This window comes from candidate division TA06 bacterium, assembly GCA_004376575.1.
Classification (GTDB): domain Bacteria; phylum Hydrothermota; class DG-26; order E44-bin18; family E44-bin18; genus E44-bin18.
This window is the reverse complement of sequence record SOJN01000145.1, coordinates 1-16,990: the sequence shown is the minus strand read 5'-3', so window position 1 is coordinate 16,990 and position 16,990 is coordinate 1. Positions and strand designations below refer to the sequence as shown.

General features: G+C 49.8%; 17 protein-coding genes. 7 read left to right on the top strand and 10 right to left on the bottom strand.

The annotated features are described in order from the left end of the window. Nucleotides 1-164: 164 nt before the first annotated feature. The 10 genes from E3J62_12140 to E3J62_12095 all read right to left on the bottom strand — a co-directional run bounded on the left by E3J62_12140 (nt 165) and on the right by E3J62_12095 (nt 10,765). Nucleotides 165-449 carry a YHS domain-containing protein gene (locus E3J62_12140; GenBank protein TET43855.1) on the bottom strand — a complete coding sequence of 95 codons (285 nt, stop codon included), beginning with the start codon at nt 447-449 and terminating at the stop codon, nt 165-167. An 80-nt stretch (nt 450-529) separates the two neighbouring features. After that, entirely contained in the window at nt 530-859 is a 330-nt protein-coding gene (locus tag E3J62_12135) for a P-II family nitrogen regulator (GenBank protein ID TET43854.1), read from the bottom strand. 4 nt (nt 860-863) lie between these two features. Next, nucleotides 864-4,088: an efflux RND transporter permease subunit gene (locus E3J62_12130; GenBank protein TET43853.1), complete on the bottom strand. Its 3,225-nt coding sequence runs from the start codon at nt 4,086-4,088 to the stop codon at nt 864-866. Between the two features lie 18 nt (nt 4,089-4,106). Further along, nucleotides 4,107-5,600 (bottom strand): efflux RND transporter periplasmic adaptor subunit, encoded by a 1,494-nt coding sequence (locus tag E3J62_12125; GenBank protein ID TET43852.1) that lies wholly within the window; start codon nt 5,598-5,600, stop codon nt 4,107-4,109. Next, nucleotides 5,542-6,813 carry a TolC family protein gene (locus E3J62_12120; GenBank protein ID TET43851.1) on the bottom strand — a complete coding sequence of 424 codons (1,272 nt, stop codon included), beginning with the start codon at nt 6,811-6,813 and terminating at the stop codon, nt 5,542-5,544. Before E3J62_12120 ends, E3J62_12125 begins: the two co-directional genes overlap by 59 nt. A gap of 391 nt (nt 6,814-7,204) precedes the next feature. After that, nucleotides 7,205-7,786 (bottom strand): OsmC family peroxiredoxin, encoded by a 582-nt coding sequence (locus E3J62_12115; protein TET43850.1) that lies wholly within the window; start codon nt 7,784-7,786, stop codon nt 7,205-7,207. Next, the gene (locus tag E3J62_12110) at nt 7,773-8,366 is read right to left on the bottom strand and encodes a hypothetical protein (GenBank protein ID TET43849.1); all 594 of its coding nucleotides are present in this window, start codon (nt 8,364-8,366) and stop codon (nt 7,773-7,775) included. The genes E3J62_12115 and E3J62_12110 overlap by 14 nt, the downstream gene beginning before the upstream one ends. A 512-nt stretch (nt 8,367-8,878) precedes the next feature. Further along, on the bottom strand, nt 8,879-9,463 hold the full coding sequence (locus tag E3J62_12105; GenBank protein TET43848.1) for a hypothetical protein: 585 nt from the start codon (nt 9,461-9,463) through the stop codon (nt 8,879-8,881). A 359-nt stretch (nt 9,464-9,822) separates the two neighbouring features. Further along, on the bottom strand, nt 9,823-10,002 hold the full coding sequence (locus E3J62_12100; GenBank protein ID TET43847.1) for a YHS domain-containing protein: 180 nt from the start codon (nt 10,000-10,002) through the stop codon (nt 9,823-9,825). Between the two features lie 118 nt (nt 10,003-10,120). Further along, the gene (locus E3J62_12095; GenBank protein ID TET43846.1) at nt 10,121-10,765 is read right to left on the bottom strand and encodes an isoprenylcysteine carboxylmethyltransferase family protein; all 645 of its coding nucleotides are present in this window, start codon (nt 10,763-10,765) and stop codon (nt 10,121-10,123) included. 709 nt (nt 10,766-11,474) lie between these two features. Here E3J62_12095 and E3J62_12090 point away from each other — a divergent pair. The 7 genes from E3J62_12090 (at nt 11,475) to E3J62_12060 (ending at nt 16,610) form a co-directional block, all read left to right on the top strand. Further along, nucleotides 11,475-12,617: a cytochrome C biogenesis protein gene (locus E3J62_12090; GenBank protein ID TET43845.1), complete on the top strand. Its 1,143-nt coding sequence runs from the start codon at nt 11,475-11,477 to the stop codon at nt 12,615-12,617. Then, nucleotides 12,604-12,855: a thioredoxin gene (locus tag E3J62_12085; GenBank protein ID TET43844.1), complete on the top strand. Its 252-nt coding sequence runs from the start codon at nt 12,604-12,606 to the stop codon at nt 12,853-12,855. The genes E3J62_12090 and E3J62_12085 overlap by 14 nt, the downstream gene beginning before the upstream one ends. Before the next feature lie 484 nt (nt 12,856-13,339). After that, the gene (locus tag E3J62_12080; GenBank protein TET43843.1) at nt 13,340-13,528 is read left to right on the top strand and encodes a YHS domain-containing protein; all 189 of its coding nucleotides are present in this window, start codon (nt 13,340-13,342) and stop codon (nt 13,526-13,528) included. Between the two features lie 98 nt (nt 13,529-13,626). Next, complete coding sequence (locus E3J62_12075; GenBank protein TET43842.1) at nt 13,627-13,863, top strand: SHOCT domain-containing protein; 237 nt, start codon at nt 13,627-13,629, stop codon at nt 13,861-13,863. Between the two features lie 345 nt (nt 13,864-14,208). Further along, complete coding sequence (locus tag E3J62_12070; GenBank protein ID TET43841.1) at nt 14,209-14,613, top strand: heavy metal-responsive transcriptional regulator; 405 nt, start codon at nt 14,209-14,211, stop codon at nt 14,611-14,613. Nucleotides 14,614-14,655: 42 nt separating this feature from the next. Next, nucleotides 14,656-14,925 carry a hypothetical protein gene (locus E3J62_12065; protein TET43840.1) on the top strand — a complete coding sequence of 90 codons (270 nt, stop codon included), beginning with the start codon at nt 14,656-14,658 and terminating at the stop codon, nt 14,923-14,925. 428 nt (nt 14,926-15,353) lie between these two features. Continuing rightward, entirely contained in the window at nt 15,354-16,610 is a 1,257-nt protein-coding gene (locus tag E3J62_12060) for an ATP-binding protein (protein ID TET43839.1), read from the top strand. The last annotated feature ends 380 nt before the right edge of the window (nt 16,611-16,990 follow it).

The window sequence follows — 16,990 nt, the reverse complement described above, 5'->3', positions numbered from 1 at the left end:
TTCACAAGATTCCTTCCTGGTTCGGGTTCAGCAATAAGGATGGGTTTCAATCTGTGTTAATCTCGTGTAATCTCGTGGTTCCAGGTTCGAGTTTCGTGGTTTCGTCAAGCCTATCTGTGCGATAACCTATCCAAGTATGCCCGTGGTGTCAAGCAATATCGACACTATTGAGTGACGTACTTCACAGGGTTCTCGACAAACCTATCCTTGCAGCCCGCAGAGCAGAAGTAGTAGTCCTTCCCCTCATAAGTTGCTGTGTGGGGAGAATTTGTACTTACAGTCATACCACAAGCCAGGTCCTTCACCTGAGTACGCGTCTCTGACATCTCTGTCTCCATATGCATCGTCTGCGGTTGTGCTTGAGGCTCCTCCTGACTCGAACACCCCACAAGGACCAATGCGCCCACAGAAACCAGGCCGATAACCGCTAAAAGAATTCCCTTCTTCACAATATCACCTCCTTTCTACGCAAAGTACAAAGTACGGAGTGCGAGGTACAGAGTACGACAACGTTTGCCGTGTTTTTGTGTCAACAAGTGCGCTTACCTGTCCTTATACCCCGAACATCGTCCAGGCTTGACACTGCAATGATCCCGTCTCCTTTTCGTCCGGTACAGGCGACTTTCCTGATTTCGTTGACGAACCTTTCCACGTCCTTCTTGTCGCAGATGAGCTCCAGTTTGACCATAGGAGTATAGGTGCTCCCCAGCTCAGATGAGATTTCCTTCTCCTCCCCCACAAGCTCATCAGCTAAACCTTCAACATCGATCGCAGCCAGCCTGTGAGCACCTGCCTTCCTCAGTGCTCGTATCACATCCTCGACAATGAACCGCCTCACATAGGCTTTTATCTCTTTCATTATACTAACTCTCCTTTTGAGCCCTTCTGAATTGTCGCTCTTTCAACCAACAGTAGATGACGGGAACCAGTATGAGGTTCGATAGGGTGGCTGTGATGAGACCGCCGACAGTGGGAGAAGCCATTGGCTTCATAACCTCCGAACCTGTACCTGAACTTACCATGACTGGAATCAAAGCTAAAATCGTGGTCATGGCCGTCATGACGCACGGCCTGACCCTCAAGAGACCTCCCTTGATGACAGTCTCGCGAATATCCTGCACACTTGTCACTGCTCTTTTGCGGAAGAGACCGTCGAGTGCTGAAACAAGGACTACTGCGTTATCTGTGGCGACACCGAATAGGGCTATGAATCCAACCCAGACTGCCACGCTCATCTTGAAACCAAGAACATACAAAAGTATGACTCCACCGATCATTGATATGGGCAATCCACTGGCAACCACAACAGTTGATGTCACGTTCTTGAACACCATATACAGAAGCAGCAGAATCATGAAAAGCGCAACCGGAACCGCAACGACCAGTTTCTTTTTCGCCTCCACTTCAGATTCATACTGTCCGCTCCACGCAATGTAATAGCCAGGGGGAAGCTTACCCTGATCCACAATGGCCTTATCGATTATCTCACTCGCTTTGTTCACGAAGTCAACCAGTCCAATCTTCGATTGATCCACACTCACAAACACTCTCGCATAGGGAAGCGCATTCTCTGTTCCCACTGTCATAGGGCCCAGGACTTTCCTCAGAGAGGCAACCTGCGAAAGCGGTATCTGGGCACCACTGGGGGTAGGAACGAGTATCCTCTTGAGTGCCTCCACGTTATCCCTTAACTCACGCACATATCTAACCCGAATCGGATATCTCTCTCTTCCCTCGACAGTGGTAGCTATATTCATTCCCCCTATTGCCGTCATGATAATGTCCTGCACATCTCCTACTCTGACGCCGTAGCGTGCAGCTTGCCGCCTATCTATCTCAATTTCGAAGTATGGTCTCCTATCAGCTCTTTCTGCGTATGGTCCGACCGCACCTGGAATGTCTCTCAGTATGCCCTCTATCTCGATTGCTATCTCAACAATCTTGCTCAGGCTATCACCAAAGACCTTCACCCCTACAGGAGTCTGGATCCCGGTAGCAAGCATGTCTATCCTGTTCTGGATCGGCTGAGTCATGATGGGACTGACACCTGGGATCCTGGTGGCCTCGACAATCTCTTTGACCAATTTCTCCCTGGTCATTCCCTTTCGCCAGTATTTCCTGTCTTTTAATCTTATAATAGTTTCCAACATGGTCACCGGGGCCGGGTCTGTAGCAGTCTCTGCTCTGCCTAGCTTCCCCACCACCATATCCACCTCATGTGGAAACTCCTTTTTGATGATCATATCCTGCTTTTTCATAACCTCCATCACCTGAGTGATTGACGCTCCCGGGAGAAGCACAGGCATGAACAACAAATCGCCCTCGTTCAGTGGCGGCATGAATTCTCTCTTTATGTTGGGGAATATGATGATTCCGATCAGGAGAATGACGACTGAAGCGATTACGGGAACCGACTTGTGGCTGACCGACCACCTTATGACGGGGAGATATCCTTTTCTGAGGTACCTGGAAACTCCTCCCTCGTCTACAGAACGCAGCTTCCCTCGCAGAAGAAAGTAGGAAAGCGTCGGTATCAAAGTAAGTGCGATAACAGCAGCTCCGGACATACTGAAAGTTTTTGTGAAAGCCAGAGGATGGAAAAGCCTGCCCGACTTTCCCGTGAGAGCAAAGACAGGAATGAATGAAACAATCGTTGTGAGCAGAGAGAAGAGCACTGGCGCGGCGACTTCTTTCGCGCCTGCGATAGTCGTATCGAGCCTTTCATTTGAAGTGAGAGGTACCCCTTTTTCTGCTCCTGCCTCAGAGAGCCTACGGTATATATTCTCAGTCATCACAATCCCGGAATCGACCATCACACCTATGGCAATGATGATGCCGCCCAGGGACATGATGTTTGCATCCACGCCGATACGGTACATCACAACGAACGCCATCAGTACTCCAACCGGCAAAACCAACGAAATGATGAAACTCCCGAAGAAATGTCTGAGGAAGACCACAATGGTCAGGATCGTTATGACGGTAGCGAGCACAAGGGAGATGGTCAGAGTGCTTACAGATCTGTGTATCAACTGGGTTCTGTCATAGAAAGGGACTATCCTTACGCCTGACGGAAGGCCCGGTTCCAGCTCCTTTATCTTGGCTTTGATCCTCTCAATCACCCTCAGCGGATTATCTCCGAACTGCATGAGGACCACACCGCCAGTCACCTCCGCTCCCTCTTTGTCCAGGGCTCCGCGCCTGAAGTCAGGACCAGTAGTCACGTCGCCCACATTCTTAACATAGATCGGCACCCCATCATGGGCACCTATCACAATATTCTCTATGTCTTCAACCGACTTTATGAAACCTACGCCTCTGACCACGAACTCAGTTCCACCTTCTTCAAAGGTCTTGGCACCAACGTCAAGGTTGCTTCTTTTCACAGCCACGACCATATCTGAGAGCCTTACATTATGAGCGAGCAGCCTCTCTGGGTGAACGTCTATCTGGTATTGTTTGACGAATCCACCCACACTTGCCACCTCTGACACCCCCTGGACTGAACTGAGCTGATACCGTACATACCAGTCGTGCAAGGAGCGCAACTCGCCCAAATCGTGTTGAGAGCGGACCAGTTGCTTTCCGTCGTCCGGGCATTTCCCCGGCTGTTCATAGGATACGTTTGGATGATCTGGACAATAGTAACCGTTTTCAATCGTATACCAGAAGATTTGGCCGAGCGCGGTCGCGTCCGGACCCAAGACTGCGCTCACACCTTCTGGCAGCATTTGCTGTGCCTGGTCCAGGCGCTCAAGGACTCTTGTCCTTGCCCAGTAGAAATCGACATTGTCCTCGAATATGATGTTTACCAGGCCAAAACCGAAATAGGAGTTTGAGCGAACAACCTTAACCCGCGGGAGACCCATCAAGTTAATCGTCAATGGGTAGATTACCTGGTCTTCCACATCTTGGGGACTTCTGCCAGGCCAGTCAGCATAGACAATCACCTGGTTCTCACCAATGTTCGGAATAGCATCAACAGGGGTGTTCTTGACTGACCACACTCCCCACGCTATGATCAGCACGTAAAAGGCGAGAACCAGGCCTCTATTCCTCAGCGAACTTTCTATGATTCGGGTTATCATTACTGGGTTCCCTTTGACTTAATGCTTGTGTACCGGCTTTGTCGGTTCTTCTTTCCCTATTGCGGCGTCATACATAGACGCGGCCGGCCCACTCAACTGGCTCTGTGAGTCAATGAGGAAGTTACCTCTTGTTACAACCTTCTCCCCTTCCATCAAACCCTTCTTCACGGGATAATAAGCCACAGGTCCGTCACCTATCTCCACATAGCCTTCCGGCCCCAGAACCACTTCCTTCGCCTCATAGACTCCCATCTCCTTCTCAACATAGACTATCTTTCTTTTTCCAGTGTCAAGAATTGCCGATTTAGGAACGGCCAGAACCACACCTTCTCCGACCTTAACGAGATCCATCCCGCAAATCTCGCACTCGCCCGGGTCCTTAGAAACCACTTCAGGATGCATTGGACAGATGTGGTACTCACCACCCCCTTGAGGCGTCGCATTGAATGTGGCGTTAGCAAACATCCCGGGTCTCAGTTTCAAGCCTGAATTAGGAACATCAACTCTCACCTTCACCGAGCGTGTTCTTTCATCAAGGAAGGGGTCTATGAAGGAGACCTTTCCGTGGAACTCCTCGCCAGGATAGGCAATACTGGTAAACTTCACGTTCTGTCCCTCTTTTATCCAGGAAATCTCGTTCTCATAGATGTCCGCATAGATCCACAGGTTGGACAGGTCTGCGATGTGGTAGAGGTGGTCACCCTCTTTTACGTAGTTCCCTTCCAGAACAATCTTTCTGATTACCGTACCCGCTATCGGCGAAACGATGGTCATATGGTCGTTTGCTTTTCCAGTCCTTTCCAGGTTTCGTATCTGTCTTTCTGTGATGCCCCAGAGCAGCAACCTGCTACGAGCCGCTTTAACCAGCGACTGAGCCGCTTCGTCGGCCTCGCGATTAGGGCCATCTTTCACCCTATCCCTCATCTTCAGTGCCGAGAGGTATTCGTCTTGTGTGGAAACCAGGCTCGGCGAATATAGGTATACAAGAGGCTCTCCGCGCTTCACCTCAGTTCCCGTGAAATCAACATAGAGCTTGTCTATTCTGCCCGCCACTCTTGACGTCGCGTTTGCCACCTTCCTTTCATCATAGTCTATCCTGCCAACTGTTATGATCTCCTTGTAGAGAGGAAGAAACTTGACCTCAGAGGTGGCTACTCCAGCAAGCAGTCTTGCTCTCTCCCCCAACTTGACTGTGACAGGGCCAGCGCTTTCGTGTCTCTCCTGAACGGGAACGAGGTCCATGTTGCAAATGGGACACTTGCCCGGCTCGCTCATCCTCACTGACGGATGCATCCCGCATGTCCACTCGGTCTTTTCGGCTTTCTTCTCTGGCGCTGGCTGGTGCACTTCTTCTCCATGTGCGGCCGCAATGTACAATGCGCTGGTCAAGACCAGGCTCAGAACAACTGCCATTGCCAAAACCAAGACCCTTCCTTTCATGTCTTCCTCCTTGCTATTGTCGTGGCAGGTCGATACCGACGACCACTTCAAGTTCAGCAATTGATTTTTCATAGTCAGCCTGTGCCCTCGCGTATTCAAGCCTGAACTTCAGAAGACTCCGCTCGCTGTCCAGCAGGGAGAGAAAGTCTCGAGTATCATTCACATAGGCAGCCTGCGCAGACTCAAGCGACATCTCGGCCTGCGGAAGAATCCCTGTCTCATATAATTCGAGGGTCTTTCTGGCCCTCTCGTATCTGGCATAGGTCGATTCCACAGCAGAGAGAGCGCTATTTGTGGCATCTTGAACAGAAGCCTGAGCGCTTGCCAATCTTGCCCCGGTCTCCTGTAGTCTTTTGTTCTCTTTAAACAGCATCCACAGTGGAATTTCGGCCGAGAACATGACTTCCCAGGTGTCCATCCCCACGTCCACGTCCTGCTGTTTTACGGTAAGCATGAAGTCGGGAAGATAGTCCATCTTAGATGTTAGGTGTGCGGAAGAAGCAGCCCTGGCCATCTCTTTCGTGGCGAGCAACTGGGGTCTATTGGAAAGAGCAAGAGAGTTCAGTTCCTCAAGAGTTGCGCTCAGCGGTTTCAAAAGCGGCCTTTCCGGCACACCAGGGCTTTTTCCGATTGGACGGTCAAGAAGCGCATTCATCCTGGCTTTCTGGGTCACCATTTTTTCCTCAAATGTTATGAGATCGTTCTCAATCCTTGCGAGTCCCACGTGCGCCTTCAGCACATCCCCTGCAACACTCTTGCCCACAGCATACTTAGTTTCAGCAATTCGGGCCAGACTCCTGAGAAGAGCTTGCACTTCTTCAGTTATGCGAATCGACTCGTGAATGGCGTAGAGATCGTAGTAAGTATCTTTCACGCGCTTGACTATTTCTCTCTCTTTCACTCTGAAAATTTGACCGGCAACACCAGCTATGTGCGAGGCTTTCCGATTATTTGAATAGAGTTTCCCGGGAAATGGGATCTTCTGCGATACTGAGACAGTTCTCATTCCAGCATTGCCAAGAGCGAAATCATCCCTGGGAATCATTCCGTACCCAAGCCCAAGTGTGGGGTTTGGGGGTAGACCGGCTGGCAACACCCTTGCACTGGCCGCTTCCCATTGGCCTCGAGCCGCAGCCAAATCCGGATTGTTGACAAGAGCTTCTTCAATCAATTGATTAACACTCACATACTTAGCGTCCTTCGCATCAGCCGAAGCCACTGAAGTCACCGATACAATTGTCAGAAAGAGAAAACTTACTATTGCTTTCTTCGTCTGCCCAGCCACGATTTCTCTTCCCCCCTTTTCTCAATAAACTTTCTAGGTTCTTTCTCAAATCTGCTGTGGCACAATGAAGAACACAGCGGATACGAGGTCCCGTTGATGCTCACCAATATCGGCGCGGAGCCAACAATTTCTCTCTTGCATACTGTGCATTTCACCATATAATTTCTCCATCATATCAGATTCAAGCCGTCAATGCCCCCACAGTAACAAGTTCCGTGCCACGTTTTGGCTACATGAGATAATACATACTGCTGAATACACTTGCCTCTTATGAGTTGAGACTACACGATAACTTCATTGATCCGGATATGGAGAATATCCTACAGGAAGGTGCGTACTATCCTACACCTCAGGAGGCAGGCACCAACTTTTCATGCTCGTCCAGCCGTTGCTATGGCCCTTCTTGTTCTATGATGCTCTTGAGGGAGATCGGCTCAGTCAGACAGTACACGCCAGGACACCGCTCTCTAGCCAGGGCCTCCAACTCCTCCACCTTCTCCCTGGGCGCATCGGTCTTGACCTTGAGCACCACTTCCACTCCTTGAACGATAGGGTTTTTAGAAAGACCAAGAGTGCGGGTTAGATCCATCTGGTTCCTGACACTGATTTTCAGAGACTTGAGATCTACTCTCTCCATTGCGGCCAGATTGACAAACGTTCCTGCAAAGCAAGCAGCCAACCCGTACAGGCAGTACTGAACTGCATCCGGGGCAAGACCGTGTCCGCCCATGAAGGGGGCAAAGTCAGACTCCACGATGCGTTCGCCCTCTTTGAACGCCAAGGTGGCTCTAAACTGAGGCTTGTTCTCATCGAACACCCATTCCCCTTCGACCTGCTTCGATTTTTTTGCTAACTCCGGATTGACTTCCGCCTCCTCGGCGAATTTCTTCAGTTCCGAGACTTCTACATTGTTAATACCCATTGCAGTTTCCCCCTTTGCTCGGACATATCGTATGTCTCTAGATCCACCCATACTTGATAGGACCCCTGTATGCGCGCCAGGCGAAGATCGCCCCAAGTACCAATAATACAAGGGTAAGTAGAGGATTGAAAGGTTCGAATACCTGTACACCCAGAATTATGAGTGTAATCACAAGAAAGAGGCACAAGCCTGCCAATTGTTTCCGTCTTACTCGGAGAGAACTGATCTTTGACCTGGTCTCATCCGGAATGTTTTGACCTGAGCTGTCCAGCCCTGAAAAAAGTGTGTCAATCCGGGGCTGGAGAGATAAGTGAACATAGGAAAGAAGAGAAATAACTCCTATTAGCAGAATGGTCTTGGACGTGAGGACCCAGCTAGAGAGGATAGCTGTCAGCCCCATTCCATTGATCATGAGCAGGCCAAGTCCAGTTGCGCCGACAGTAAGTTGAAAAATGTAGCAACGTCGTGCCTGGCCCTTAATGATGTTCTCCATGTATGTGTCTGCATCGCTCCCCAGTGGAGCCCCGAGCCTGCCCCGCTCGTTCACGCTGATTAGCGCGTAGAGGGGCCATGCCATGAAGACCACTCCCAGGATGTGGAGAAACCTGAGAACAGAAAACCCAATAATCATGATTGCCTCCTTCAGAATTCAGTACTTAAGACCAAGAAAGCTCAGCTGTCGCAATACGGCTTTCACTATTCCAGTACCTTGAGATGCACGCTGCGTAAGAGGTAATTGGAACGCAATCCTTTCCTTGGTTTACCCTTTACTGATTCTCCTGATGTGAGCATGACCTGAAGCTCCAGCTCCGCGTCTCGTGCCGAATCAGCTACTTACCTCTGGGTTCTTTGTTGGTTTTGCCTGTGAGTACCGAGTTCGCGAACAGGCTTCGGATCGCAGCAACTGGGAGGACGTCCGCCGAATTCCTCCTGGTTGACCTGCGCAAGCCTCTTCAGATAGTCCCGCCACCACCGGCCGATTGTTTTCAGTGGATTTGCCATGATTTCTCACCTCCAAACTCCTGCCTCACATCATAAAGTCACTGATGGCCCCGCCCCCTATGCCTTCAGTCTTCGTGCCCGGCTTATAGTCCACAGCAGTAGAGGGCGGGGCTCGCCCAGGGGTCACCATATCACTGGCATCTATCTCATCATCATTCCACGGCAACCTTCTTCTTCTTCGGAGTAGGACATCCGCATAGACCTGACCTTCTTAAGCTGTTCTCTTGTCAGCACTCTCTTTGCTTTCACAGAGGCCTCGATATTCTTGAGCCTCAAGTCGGTCTGTATGCTCTCAATCCGCTTGTTTATCGCCTTGGCTTGAGAGAGGTCCACGTCATCTTCATTCAGAATATTTCGCAGCTCGAGCATGACCTTCTGCAGGTCCGCGTTCAATGCTATGGCTTGTTTCCCATATGAATCTCTGAGAGCTTTTAACGATGTCACCTGATCTTTGGAAAGCCCGATTTCTTCATCGTAGGACAGGTAGAAATCAGCGCTCATCCCGAGACCCATCATCATGGGGCACCCCGAGTTGCCTTGCATCATCATTCGCGAACACATCATGCCGCTTCCCATCATCATTCCGGAGCCCATCGTGCCTTGCCCCATCATCCCAGAGCCCATCATAGGCATACCTTGCCTGCCCGATCCTTGATGACTCGTGCCTATGTTCGCCAAAGCAACGCCGAGCAGCAACACCAGCGCGAAAAGACCTAGCCGCTTCATTTCAAACACCTCCCTTCACTCTTTAGTCTCCAATTCGGAACTCAACTGCCTTCCTCACCACTAGTAACTTCGTAATCTCCGACACTTTTCATGGCAAGATCTGTGCCAGACCAGAGCCTGGTCAGATAAGGCTTTACGAAACAGAGGCTTACGTTACACAATGGGTATGTGGTGCATGTCTCTTTTTCGATGTATTTGGAGAACATTCTACAATTGCCTGTAGACTTTTCTACATTCCACAAATTATAAAGCACGGAGCGCAAGGAATAGAAGAAAACCGGCTCGGAGGACCGAGCTGTGGGTGGGGCAACTCGAAATGCAGGACATAGTGCCGAGAGTATGTTAGCGCAGGACGACTGTCAGTGCCCTTTCTTCCGCTTCTTGTTTCTATGGGGGTCGGAAATATAGTTTTCTGGATCCTTTTCGAAGGTGGATTGGCACAGCGGACAGCACAGATAATAGACTTCTCCCTCGTACTTGATTTTTGTATAAGCCCTATTGGGATTCATCCGACGGCCGCAAGCTGGATCGAAGTGCATATTATTTCACCTCCTTTGAACGAACTAGTCTCAAGAGACCTGACTACTTTCTCGGCTCTTCTTAGCCTTCATCTTGCGCGTACTCAGAACCATGATGTATCTTTCAAGCAGAAGCTCCTCATTTTCCTAAACGAGGCACAAAAGCTGGAACTCTTCTCTTGTAGTCAGCGAATTCCTCACCAAATTGTTTTTCCAAATCCCTTTCCTCTCTTGTTGCTAACCTGTAATAGGCAAATATTAGTATTGGCCACATGATCAGTGTAGTCAGGGACGGCCATTGAATGAGAAATCCGATTGTCACCAGGAATAGACCGCTGTATTGAGGATGTCTTACCCGGGAATGCACTCCTATTGTGACCAGCTTCTCCCCTTGTGCACGTTGTATCAACCTCCACCCTTTGTACAAAAGATAGAAGCCGAAGAATATTATCCCATTGCTAATCACATGGAGAATGATTAACGCTCGGTGAGAATGAGCCAACCCTAAGAACACCAGAACCAAGTGCCCACTCGAATGGGAAAACGGATCAAGAACAGGATAAGACTTACCCATCCATATTGAAAGAAGATAGATAGTAAGGGGAAAACCATACATTTCCGTAAACAACGCAAAAATGAAACCAGCAAAAACACCCATCGAACGCCACTCAAATTTCCTCTTCGGTCTAATGAAGCCTATGGCGAAAAAGAGAAAAAGAAAAACGTTAAGAGTGACTGCAAACCACATGCCGTAAGCATAACCACCCAATTCCTCTCCATGCATGACTCCCCTCCTCAATCCGGCTCGAATTGCCGGGACCTTTCCCTTTCGTCTTCAGACTTAGACAAGATTCGTGCCATAAACTCCTCTTTTCAGCTAACGTTTTACGATATAGGTTATTAGCTCATCGAAGGTGAACGAGGGAAACACCTTGTTCTCTGCATATTCGGAGAATATTCCACAGGCACGTGGAGACTTTTCGACAAAGTACGAAATGCAAAGAGCAAGGTACAAAGTACGGTAGGCGGCATTCAGTGCTTCACGCTTGGTGCCCCATGAGGGAATTACAAAGTACAAATTACTTACAGCCTTCTCTTCGGCCTGGCGAACGAAATAGGTCCAAGCCATCGTTAGATGGCATGAGGCATATTTCGTGCTTCGTTGGCTTGAGCCAACGGAGTAGAATCTCCTTCTCCCTGATCCCCATCAGAAAAGAAGCTGCCTGCCCTGAGTCGGATCAAAGAGTCTGCCCTCACCATGTGGAATAGTATTCAACTACATGTTCGATATTCTCCATATCAGCAGATGAGGAAGTCGCAGTGCTCCTGCGACTTCCCGAGATAAGATGTTTCTCACAAACACATTACCTCAAGGGTCATATTGTTGGCATGAATTTTGTTTAAGAAACGATTGTAGTACGAAACACTGCTACTTCAAAAGCTGATGAAAAGAAGACAAGGTTTGCGAACCTATTGAGGAACGAGCCAAGCCTATGAAAGACCAAATCGAACTATCCGAAAATGAAAAGAGAATTAGGTCAAGACTCGTCATTCTTGCCTTTATCCTCTTTTCCGTCTTTGTCCTCGGCATGGTCTATCTGGCAACGAATCCTGCCACAACCGTAACCGCCGGACTCTCATACGCCGCCGGGTTATCTATGATTACCCTCCCCTGTACATTTCCGCTGGTCTTCGTGATAGTGCCGATGAGCATGGGGAAGGGCTACAAGAAGGGTTTCCTCATGGCCCTTCTTTTCGGCCTTGGACTGACAGTTACTATAACAGTCTATGCGGTGGTCATAGCCTTGGCAGGTTCATATTTCGGCATGGACAGGGCAACGACCATCATGTACGTGGTTGCGGGAACGGCAGCCCTTCTCTTCGGGCTTTCGGAACTTGCCCTCATCAAGTTCACATTGCCAACTTTCGGCCGGGGGATACCACGGATCATAGTCGAGAGGCAGGACTACCTTAAGGCCCTCTTTATGGGCCTCTTTCTGGGCAATGCGGGGGTTGCCTGCCCTAACCCCGCGTTCTACGTGATGCTGACTTATATCGCTACAGTGGGGGAAGCCGCGACGGCGTCTATCTTAGGGGCCATTCACGGCTTGGGAAGGGCAACCCCCCTAATATTCCTTGCCATACTGGGTATCATCGGGGTGAACGCAACTCAGGCCCTCGTGAAGCGGAGGTTGGCGATAGGGAGGCTCACCGGCTGGTTCCTGGTAGGTATTGGCGCAGTAATACTAACCATCGGCATATACGGTCACCACTGGCTTCTGGCGACAGGCCTTCACGGAGGATGGGACGCTCTGTTTGCAAAGGCAGGCGGAGTGGCTGAATACGAGTGCTGTATAGAACCGCCGTGCACGGAATGCCTTACAAACAATCTGTGGGAGGGCGGAGCCTGTTTCTGCAGGAAGGTGCTGGAGGAAGGCTCATTTGAAGGCGTTGATAATATTTGTGACGAATGCGGCGTCGGGATTTCAGAAGGGAGAGGTGTCTTTGAGATGGCCAGACGGACATCGAAGTATGCCCTTTCAACGATGGCGGCATTCATAGTAGTTCCGATAGGATGGTTCTTTTTCAAAAGAAAAAGAGAAAAGAAGGGAGGAAAATCAGATGATAAAGGTTGAGGTTTTGACAATGCCAGGATGCACTCACTGTGCATCCGCAAAAGAGACCGTAGAAAAGATACAGGACGATTTCCCAGAGATGAAAGTTGAGATCATCGATGTAACGGAACATCCGGAAGTCTCTCAGAAGTACATGCTCATGTCTGCCCCCGGTATAGTCATAAACGGAAAACTGGAATTTACTGGTGGAGTCAAAGAAGAGCTTCTCAGAAAGAAGCTTAATGATTTGAAAGGCTAAGAAGAAGATTGACGTCGTGTTGAATATTGAATCTCATGAAGAATCTCAAGGGGAAAGAATCATCGTGAACACTGATTGCCCAACAAGCATCAGGGGAATTTTGGCCTGTGAAACTGCCACAGATTCCTCTGGGAAAAACGCAATTACTGCTTTGGATGAACCAGCAAAAGCTGACTCGGATGCTAAGGGAGATCTCCCCGGAAGGGGGGTTTAGATATGAGAAACAATAAGCCAATAATTATCGGTACAGGTGGAGCAACAGTGCTCTTCACAATATATTTTGGAATTCTTACTCTGGTCAATTCTTTCACTTATGCCCTCGAACAGTTCCTGGATCTGTGGTTTTGGATTTCCTTGTTGGCCATTGGTTTTGGATTTCAACTTGGACTCTACTTTTATATAAGATTTGGTGTCCGCAAAAAATTGGCAGGTGCAACAGTGGAAATTGCAGTCAGCAAACACAGTAGAATGGAGGTGATTAATCATGACAGAGAAGGTTATGGACCCGGTCTGTCTCATGGAGATAGACAAAGACACTGCTGTAGGACCGGTTGAGCACATGGGAAAGACATTCTATTTCTGTTGCGTGGGGTGTAAAGAGAAATTTGAAAATGATCCCATGAAATACATGAACAGGGAATCCGTGGGTAACGCGAGCTCTCACTGCTGCTAGAAGCGTATGTCAGAGGTTTCATGGCTACTGGCATCTAGGATGCACTGAGAGCTCCAGTAGCGCCGCGGTCAAAGGATTTTTCGGGAAGGAGCTGGGGCATGATGGATTTTGGCCAGGGATGGGGCATGATGAACAATTGGTATGGAGGCATGTTCATGTGGATTATCTTTCTTGCGATAGTCGGCTTGGTGGTCTATCTCGTTTTGAGAAACGAAAAGAAAAGCACTTCTGGATCCTCGTTCAATGAAACACCTTTAGACATTCTAAAGAAACGGTACGCCAGTGGAGAGATTACCAAAGACGAGTTCGAGAGAATGAAGAAGGATCTAGCGTGATACGTTGTTTAGAAAACAATGCGTACGCAGGTCCTGACTTCATATAATTGAAGGCTTTTTGTGAGCAGCCTGCCACCGCGCCATCTGCCTGTTCGGCACTCCGTCTTGACTGGAGCCCGCAAGCCCCGAGCAGACGTGATGCTTTGAAACCTTGGGCAAGCCGCCAGACATGAAATCGGGAACGACCACCAAAACCACCTCCGTACAAATCCGCAAAACTCAGGTTGCTCCCCGTCGAAATGTGAATCCGTGGAGCTGCCGGCGCCGTACTGGCGCGAGAAAAATGCAAAAAATCCTTGACCCCGTACCTAGGTACAGGGTTATACTGTGTATGGGGGTGGAAAAGTGGAAAACTTGACAATAGGTCAGTTGGCCAAAAGGGCACATGTGAACATTGAGACTGTTCGCTACTATGAACGACGAGGGCTTATGCCCGAGCCGACTCGGAGAGAGTCTGGCTACCGGCAGTACTCGCAGGACGATGTCGCGCGCCTCCAGTTCATCAAGCGCGCAAAAGAACTGGGGTTCTCCCTTGAGGAAATCTCAGAACTTTTCTCTTTGCGAGTTGATCCTCATACTACTTGTGGCGACGTCAAAATGCATGCCGAGGCCAAGATTGCCGATATTGAGGAAAGGATCAAGACTCTTCAGAAGATGAAGAAGGCTCTCGTGAAACTGGCAGTCACCTGCACAGGACGGGGTCCTGTGACCGAATGCCCGATACTGGAGGCGCTTGATTCTGAGATGTAGTCGTGGTCATCTGAATCCTGGAGGAAAAAGGAGGTAATAAGTATGGGCAGCAAACGCAAGGTTGAGGTCTTCAGCGCTGGATGTCCCGCGTGCGAGGAGACAATCGAACTGGTCAACCGGATCGCCTGTTCATCCTGCGAAGTCACCATTTGGGATATGAAGGACCCGGAGGTGGCAAGCAGGGCCAGGGCCCTGGGCATTCACTCGGTTCCCGCTGTTGTGATAGACGGCAGGCTCGCAGAATGCTGTGCTGATCGCGGCCCGGACGAGGCTAGGCTTAGAGCTGCAGGACTGGGCGTGCAAAAACCCTGAAGCCCCGATGCATGGTTCTGACATTTGGATTTACACTGGGCCCACGTGGTCTAGACTAAGGAGGGTGCAAGATCGCCAGGGAAATAGAGAAGAACGGGAAACTATATTTCCAATGTGAAGAATGCAAGTTTCTTTACAGCGATAGAGAATGGGCTGAAAAATGTGAAGCATGGTGTAAGGAACACGATAGCTGTAATGTCGAAATCACTGGGCATGCCATCAGTGAGGACCTAAAATGGGGCACAACCTACAAAAAGGACCCGTGATCCACCAAGAACATCCGCATGGTGAGCCCGTGAAACGGCCCGGGCGGCGTCCCCAATCAGGGGTCAAATGGCCCTAATGTAATTTCCAGGGTCCGACGCCCACGAGACATCAGGTGCGATTTTCTTCTTGACAATTAGCCATTGTATGGATAATATTTATCCATGCTGCGGCGATTCCTGGAAAACAGACTCCTAGACTCCCTACGGGAATTTCCGATAGTGCTGGTGACCGGAGCCAGACAGGTGGGTAAGACCACCCTCGTCCGAGCTATGGCCTCAAGCAAGTGGCCAGCGAAGTACGCAACACTAGATACACTTGCCACATTGGAGGCCGCACTACGAGATCCCGACGGGTTCCTCTCCGAGAATCCCGCGCCACTCATCATCGACGAAGTCCAAAAAGCGCCAGATCTTCTGCGAGCCATTAAGCTTCGTGTCGATAACAACAGGAAACCTGGCCAATACATCCTTACCGGATCAGCAAACATAATGACCCTGAAAACAGTTTCAGAAACGCTTGCTGGTAGGGTAGCTCTTCTCAACCTCTATCCATTCTCTTGGGCTGAACTCCTCAAGAAGAAACAACCAGATACCTTGCCTCATCTCTTTCGGACAACACGACCGAGCGAATTCATCTCTGCTTTGCCCAGCAAATCTCCCGTACCCAGCTACAAAGAAATCAAAGCAAGAATCCTTGCGGGAGGATATCCAGTCCCATCGCTTATGGGCTCGAAGTCGTCTCGATCTACGTGGTTTGACGGATACAGGCAGACTTACCTCGAGCGAGATGTCCGCGACATTACACACCTCGGGAATCTTCCCGATTTCAACAGGCTTCTCTCGATGTCAGCGTCACGCACATCTCAGCTTCTGAATTACTCCAGTATGTCGCAGGACCTGGGTCTCCCCTATACCACGGTGCGAAGGCACCTGGGTCTTTTGGAAACGACTTACCAGATCTTCCTATTGCGACCGTACTATGCGAATATCGGCAAGCGGCTCATAAAGAGTCCCAAACTGCATCTTACCGACACAGGAATGGCGTGTCATTTGATGGGCATAGATAGTTGGTCTGTACTTGAGAGACAGAACAAAGTCGGGGCTATATTTGAAACGTGGGTTGCCAGTGAGCTGCTGAAGCTGATTTCCGTTTCCAGTCCAGGAACGAGACTATGGTTCTGGCGCACCGTTGATAGAAAAGAGGTCGACTTTCTCATCGAGAAAGGTGGAGAGCTGATAGCCATACAGGTTACGTGGAGCCAGAAGGTGGGCAGAAGAACCATAGCCTCGCTCCACGCATGCGCAGAAGACCTTGGCTCGTCGGTGAGATTAGCGCTCGTCCTGTATCCTGGGGATGAGAGCATTGCACTCGACCGCAGGACCGCACTAATCCCCATCACCGCCTTCTTGGGCGTATGATGCCGGATTACCGGATAGAGTGAGTGGGGCTCTGGACACCGCGTACCTACTTGGTGTGCACCCCTCGACATGTTGACAATTGACCGAAATATACACATTCCAATGGTTGGGATCCTGAGCGAACCGAGACTCCTTCATTCGCTCACATGCTCATATGAACATGTGGCCATATGAGAACATGAGCGGGTGACCACATGAGCATATAGGCTTGTGCCAACGTAGGTCCGGCGATTTCGTAGTTTCGTGCCAGTAGTTTTACGTCCTAGCGAGGTTGGAGTCGGCATCTGCTGTGCACTGCCCCTGCCCCACACAAAAGAAAGAAAAGTGTCATTGCGAGACTCGCGGAGCGAGTCGAAGCACCCATTAAAAGGCACCTTGTC

Coding starts and splice junctions, on each gene's coding strand:
- E3J62_12125 (TET43852.1), bottom strand. CDS start 5,600: ATGAAAAATCAATTGCTGAACTTGAAGTGGTCGTCGGTATCGACCTGC.
- E3J62_12090 (TET43845.1), top strand. CDS start 11,475: ATGAAAGACCAAATCGAACTATCCGAAAATGAAAAGAGAATTAGGTCA.
- E3J62_12130 (TET43853.1), bottom strand. CDS start 4,088: ATGATAACCCGAATCATAGAAAGTTCGCTGAGGAATAGAGGCCTGGTT.
- E3J62_12110 (TET43849.1), bottom strand. CDS start 8,366: ATGATTATTGGGTTTTCTGTTCTCAGGTTTCTCCACATCCTGGGAGTG.
- E3J62_12115 (TET43850.1), bottom strand. CDS start 7,786: ATGGGTGGATCTAGAGACATACGATATGTCCGAGCAAAGGGGGAAACT.
- E3J62_12080 (TET43843.1), top strand. CDS start 13,340: ATGACAGAGAAGGTTATGGACCCGGTCTGTCTCATGGAGATAGACAAA.
- E3J62_12095 (TET43846.1), bottom strand. CDS start 10,765: ATGCATGGAGAGGAATTGGGTGGTTATGCTTACGGCATGTGGTTTGCA.
- E3J62_12135 (TET43854.1), bottom strand. CDS start 859: ATGAAAGAGATAAAAGCCTATGTGAGGCGGTTCATTGTCGAGGATGTG.
- E3J62_12060 (TET43839.1), top strand. CDS start 15,354: ATGCTGCGGCGATTCCTGGAAAACAGACTCCTAGACTCCCTACGGGAA.
- E3J62_12085 (TET43844.1), top strand. CDS start 12,604: ATGATAAAGGTTGAGGTTTTGACAATGCCAGGATGCACTCACTGTGCA.
- E3J62_12100 (TET43847.1), bottom strand. CDS start 10,002: ATGCACTTCGATCCAGCTTGCGGCCGTCGGATGAATCCCAATAGGGCT.
- E3J62_12105 (TET43848.1), bottom strand. CDS start 9,463: ATGAAGCGGCTAGGTCTTTTCGCGCTGGTGTTGCTGCTCGGCGTTGCT.
- E3J62_12065 (TET43840.1), top strand. CDS start 14,656: ATGGGCAGCAAACGCAAGGTTGAGGTCTTCAGCGCTGGATGTCCCGCG.
- E3J62_12075 (TET43842.1), top strand. CDS start 13,627: ATGATGGATTTTGGCCAGGGATGGGGCATGATGAACAATTGGTATGGA.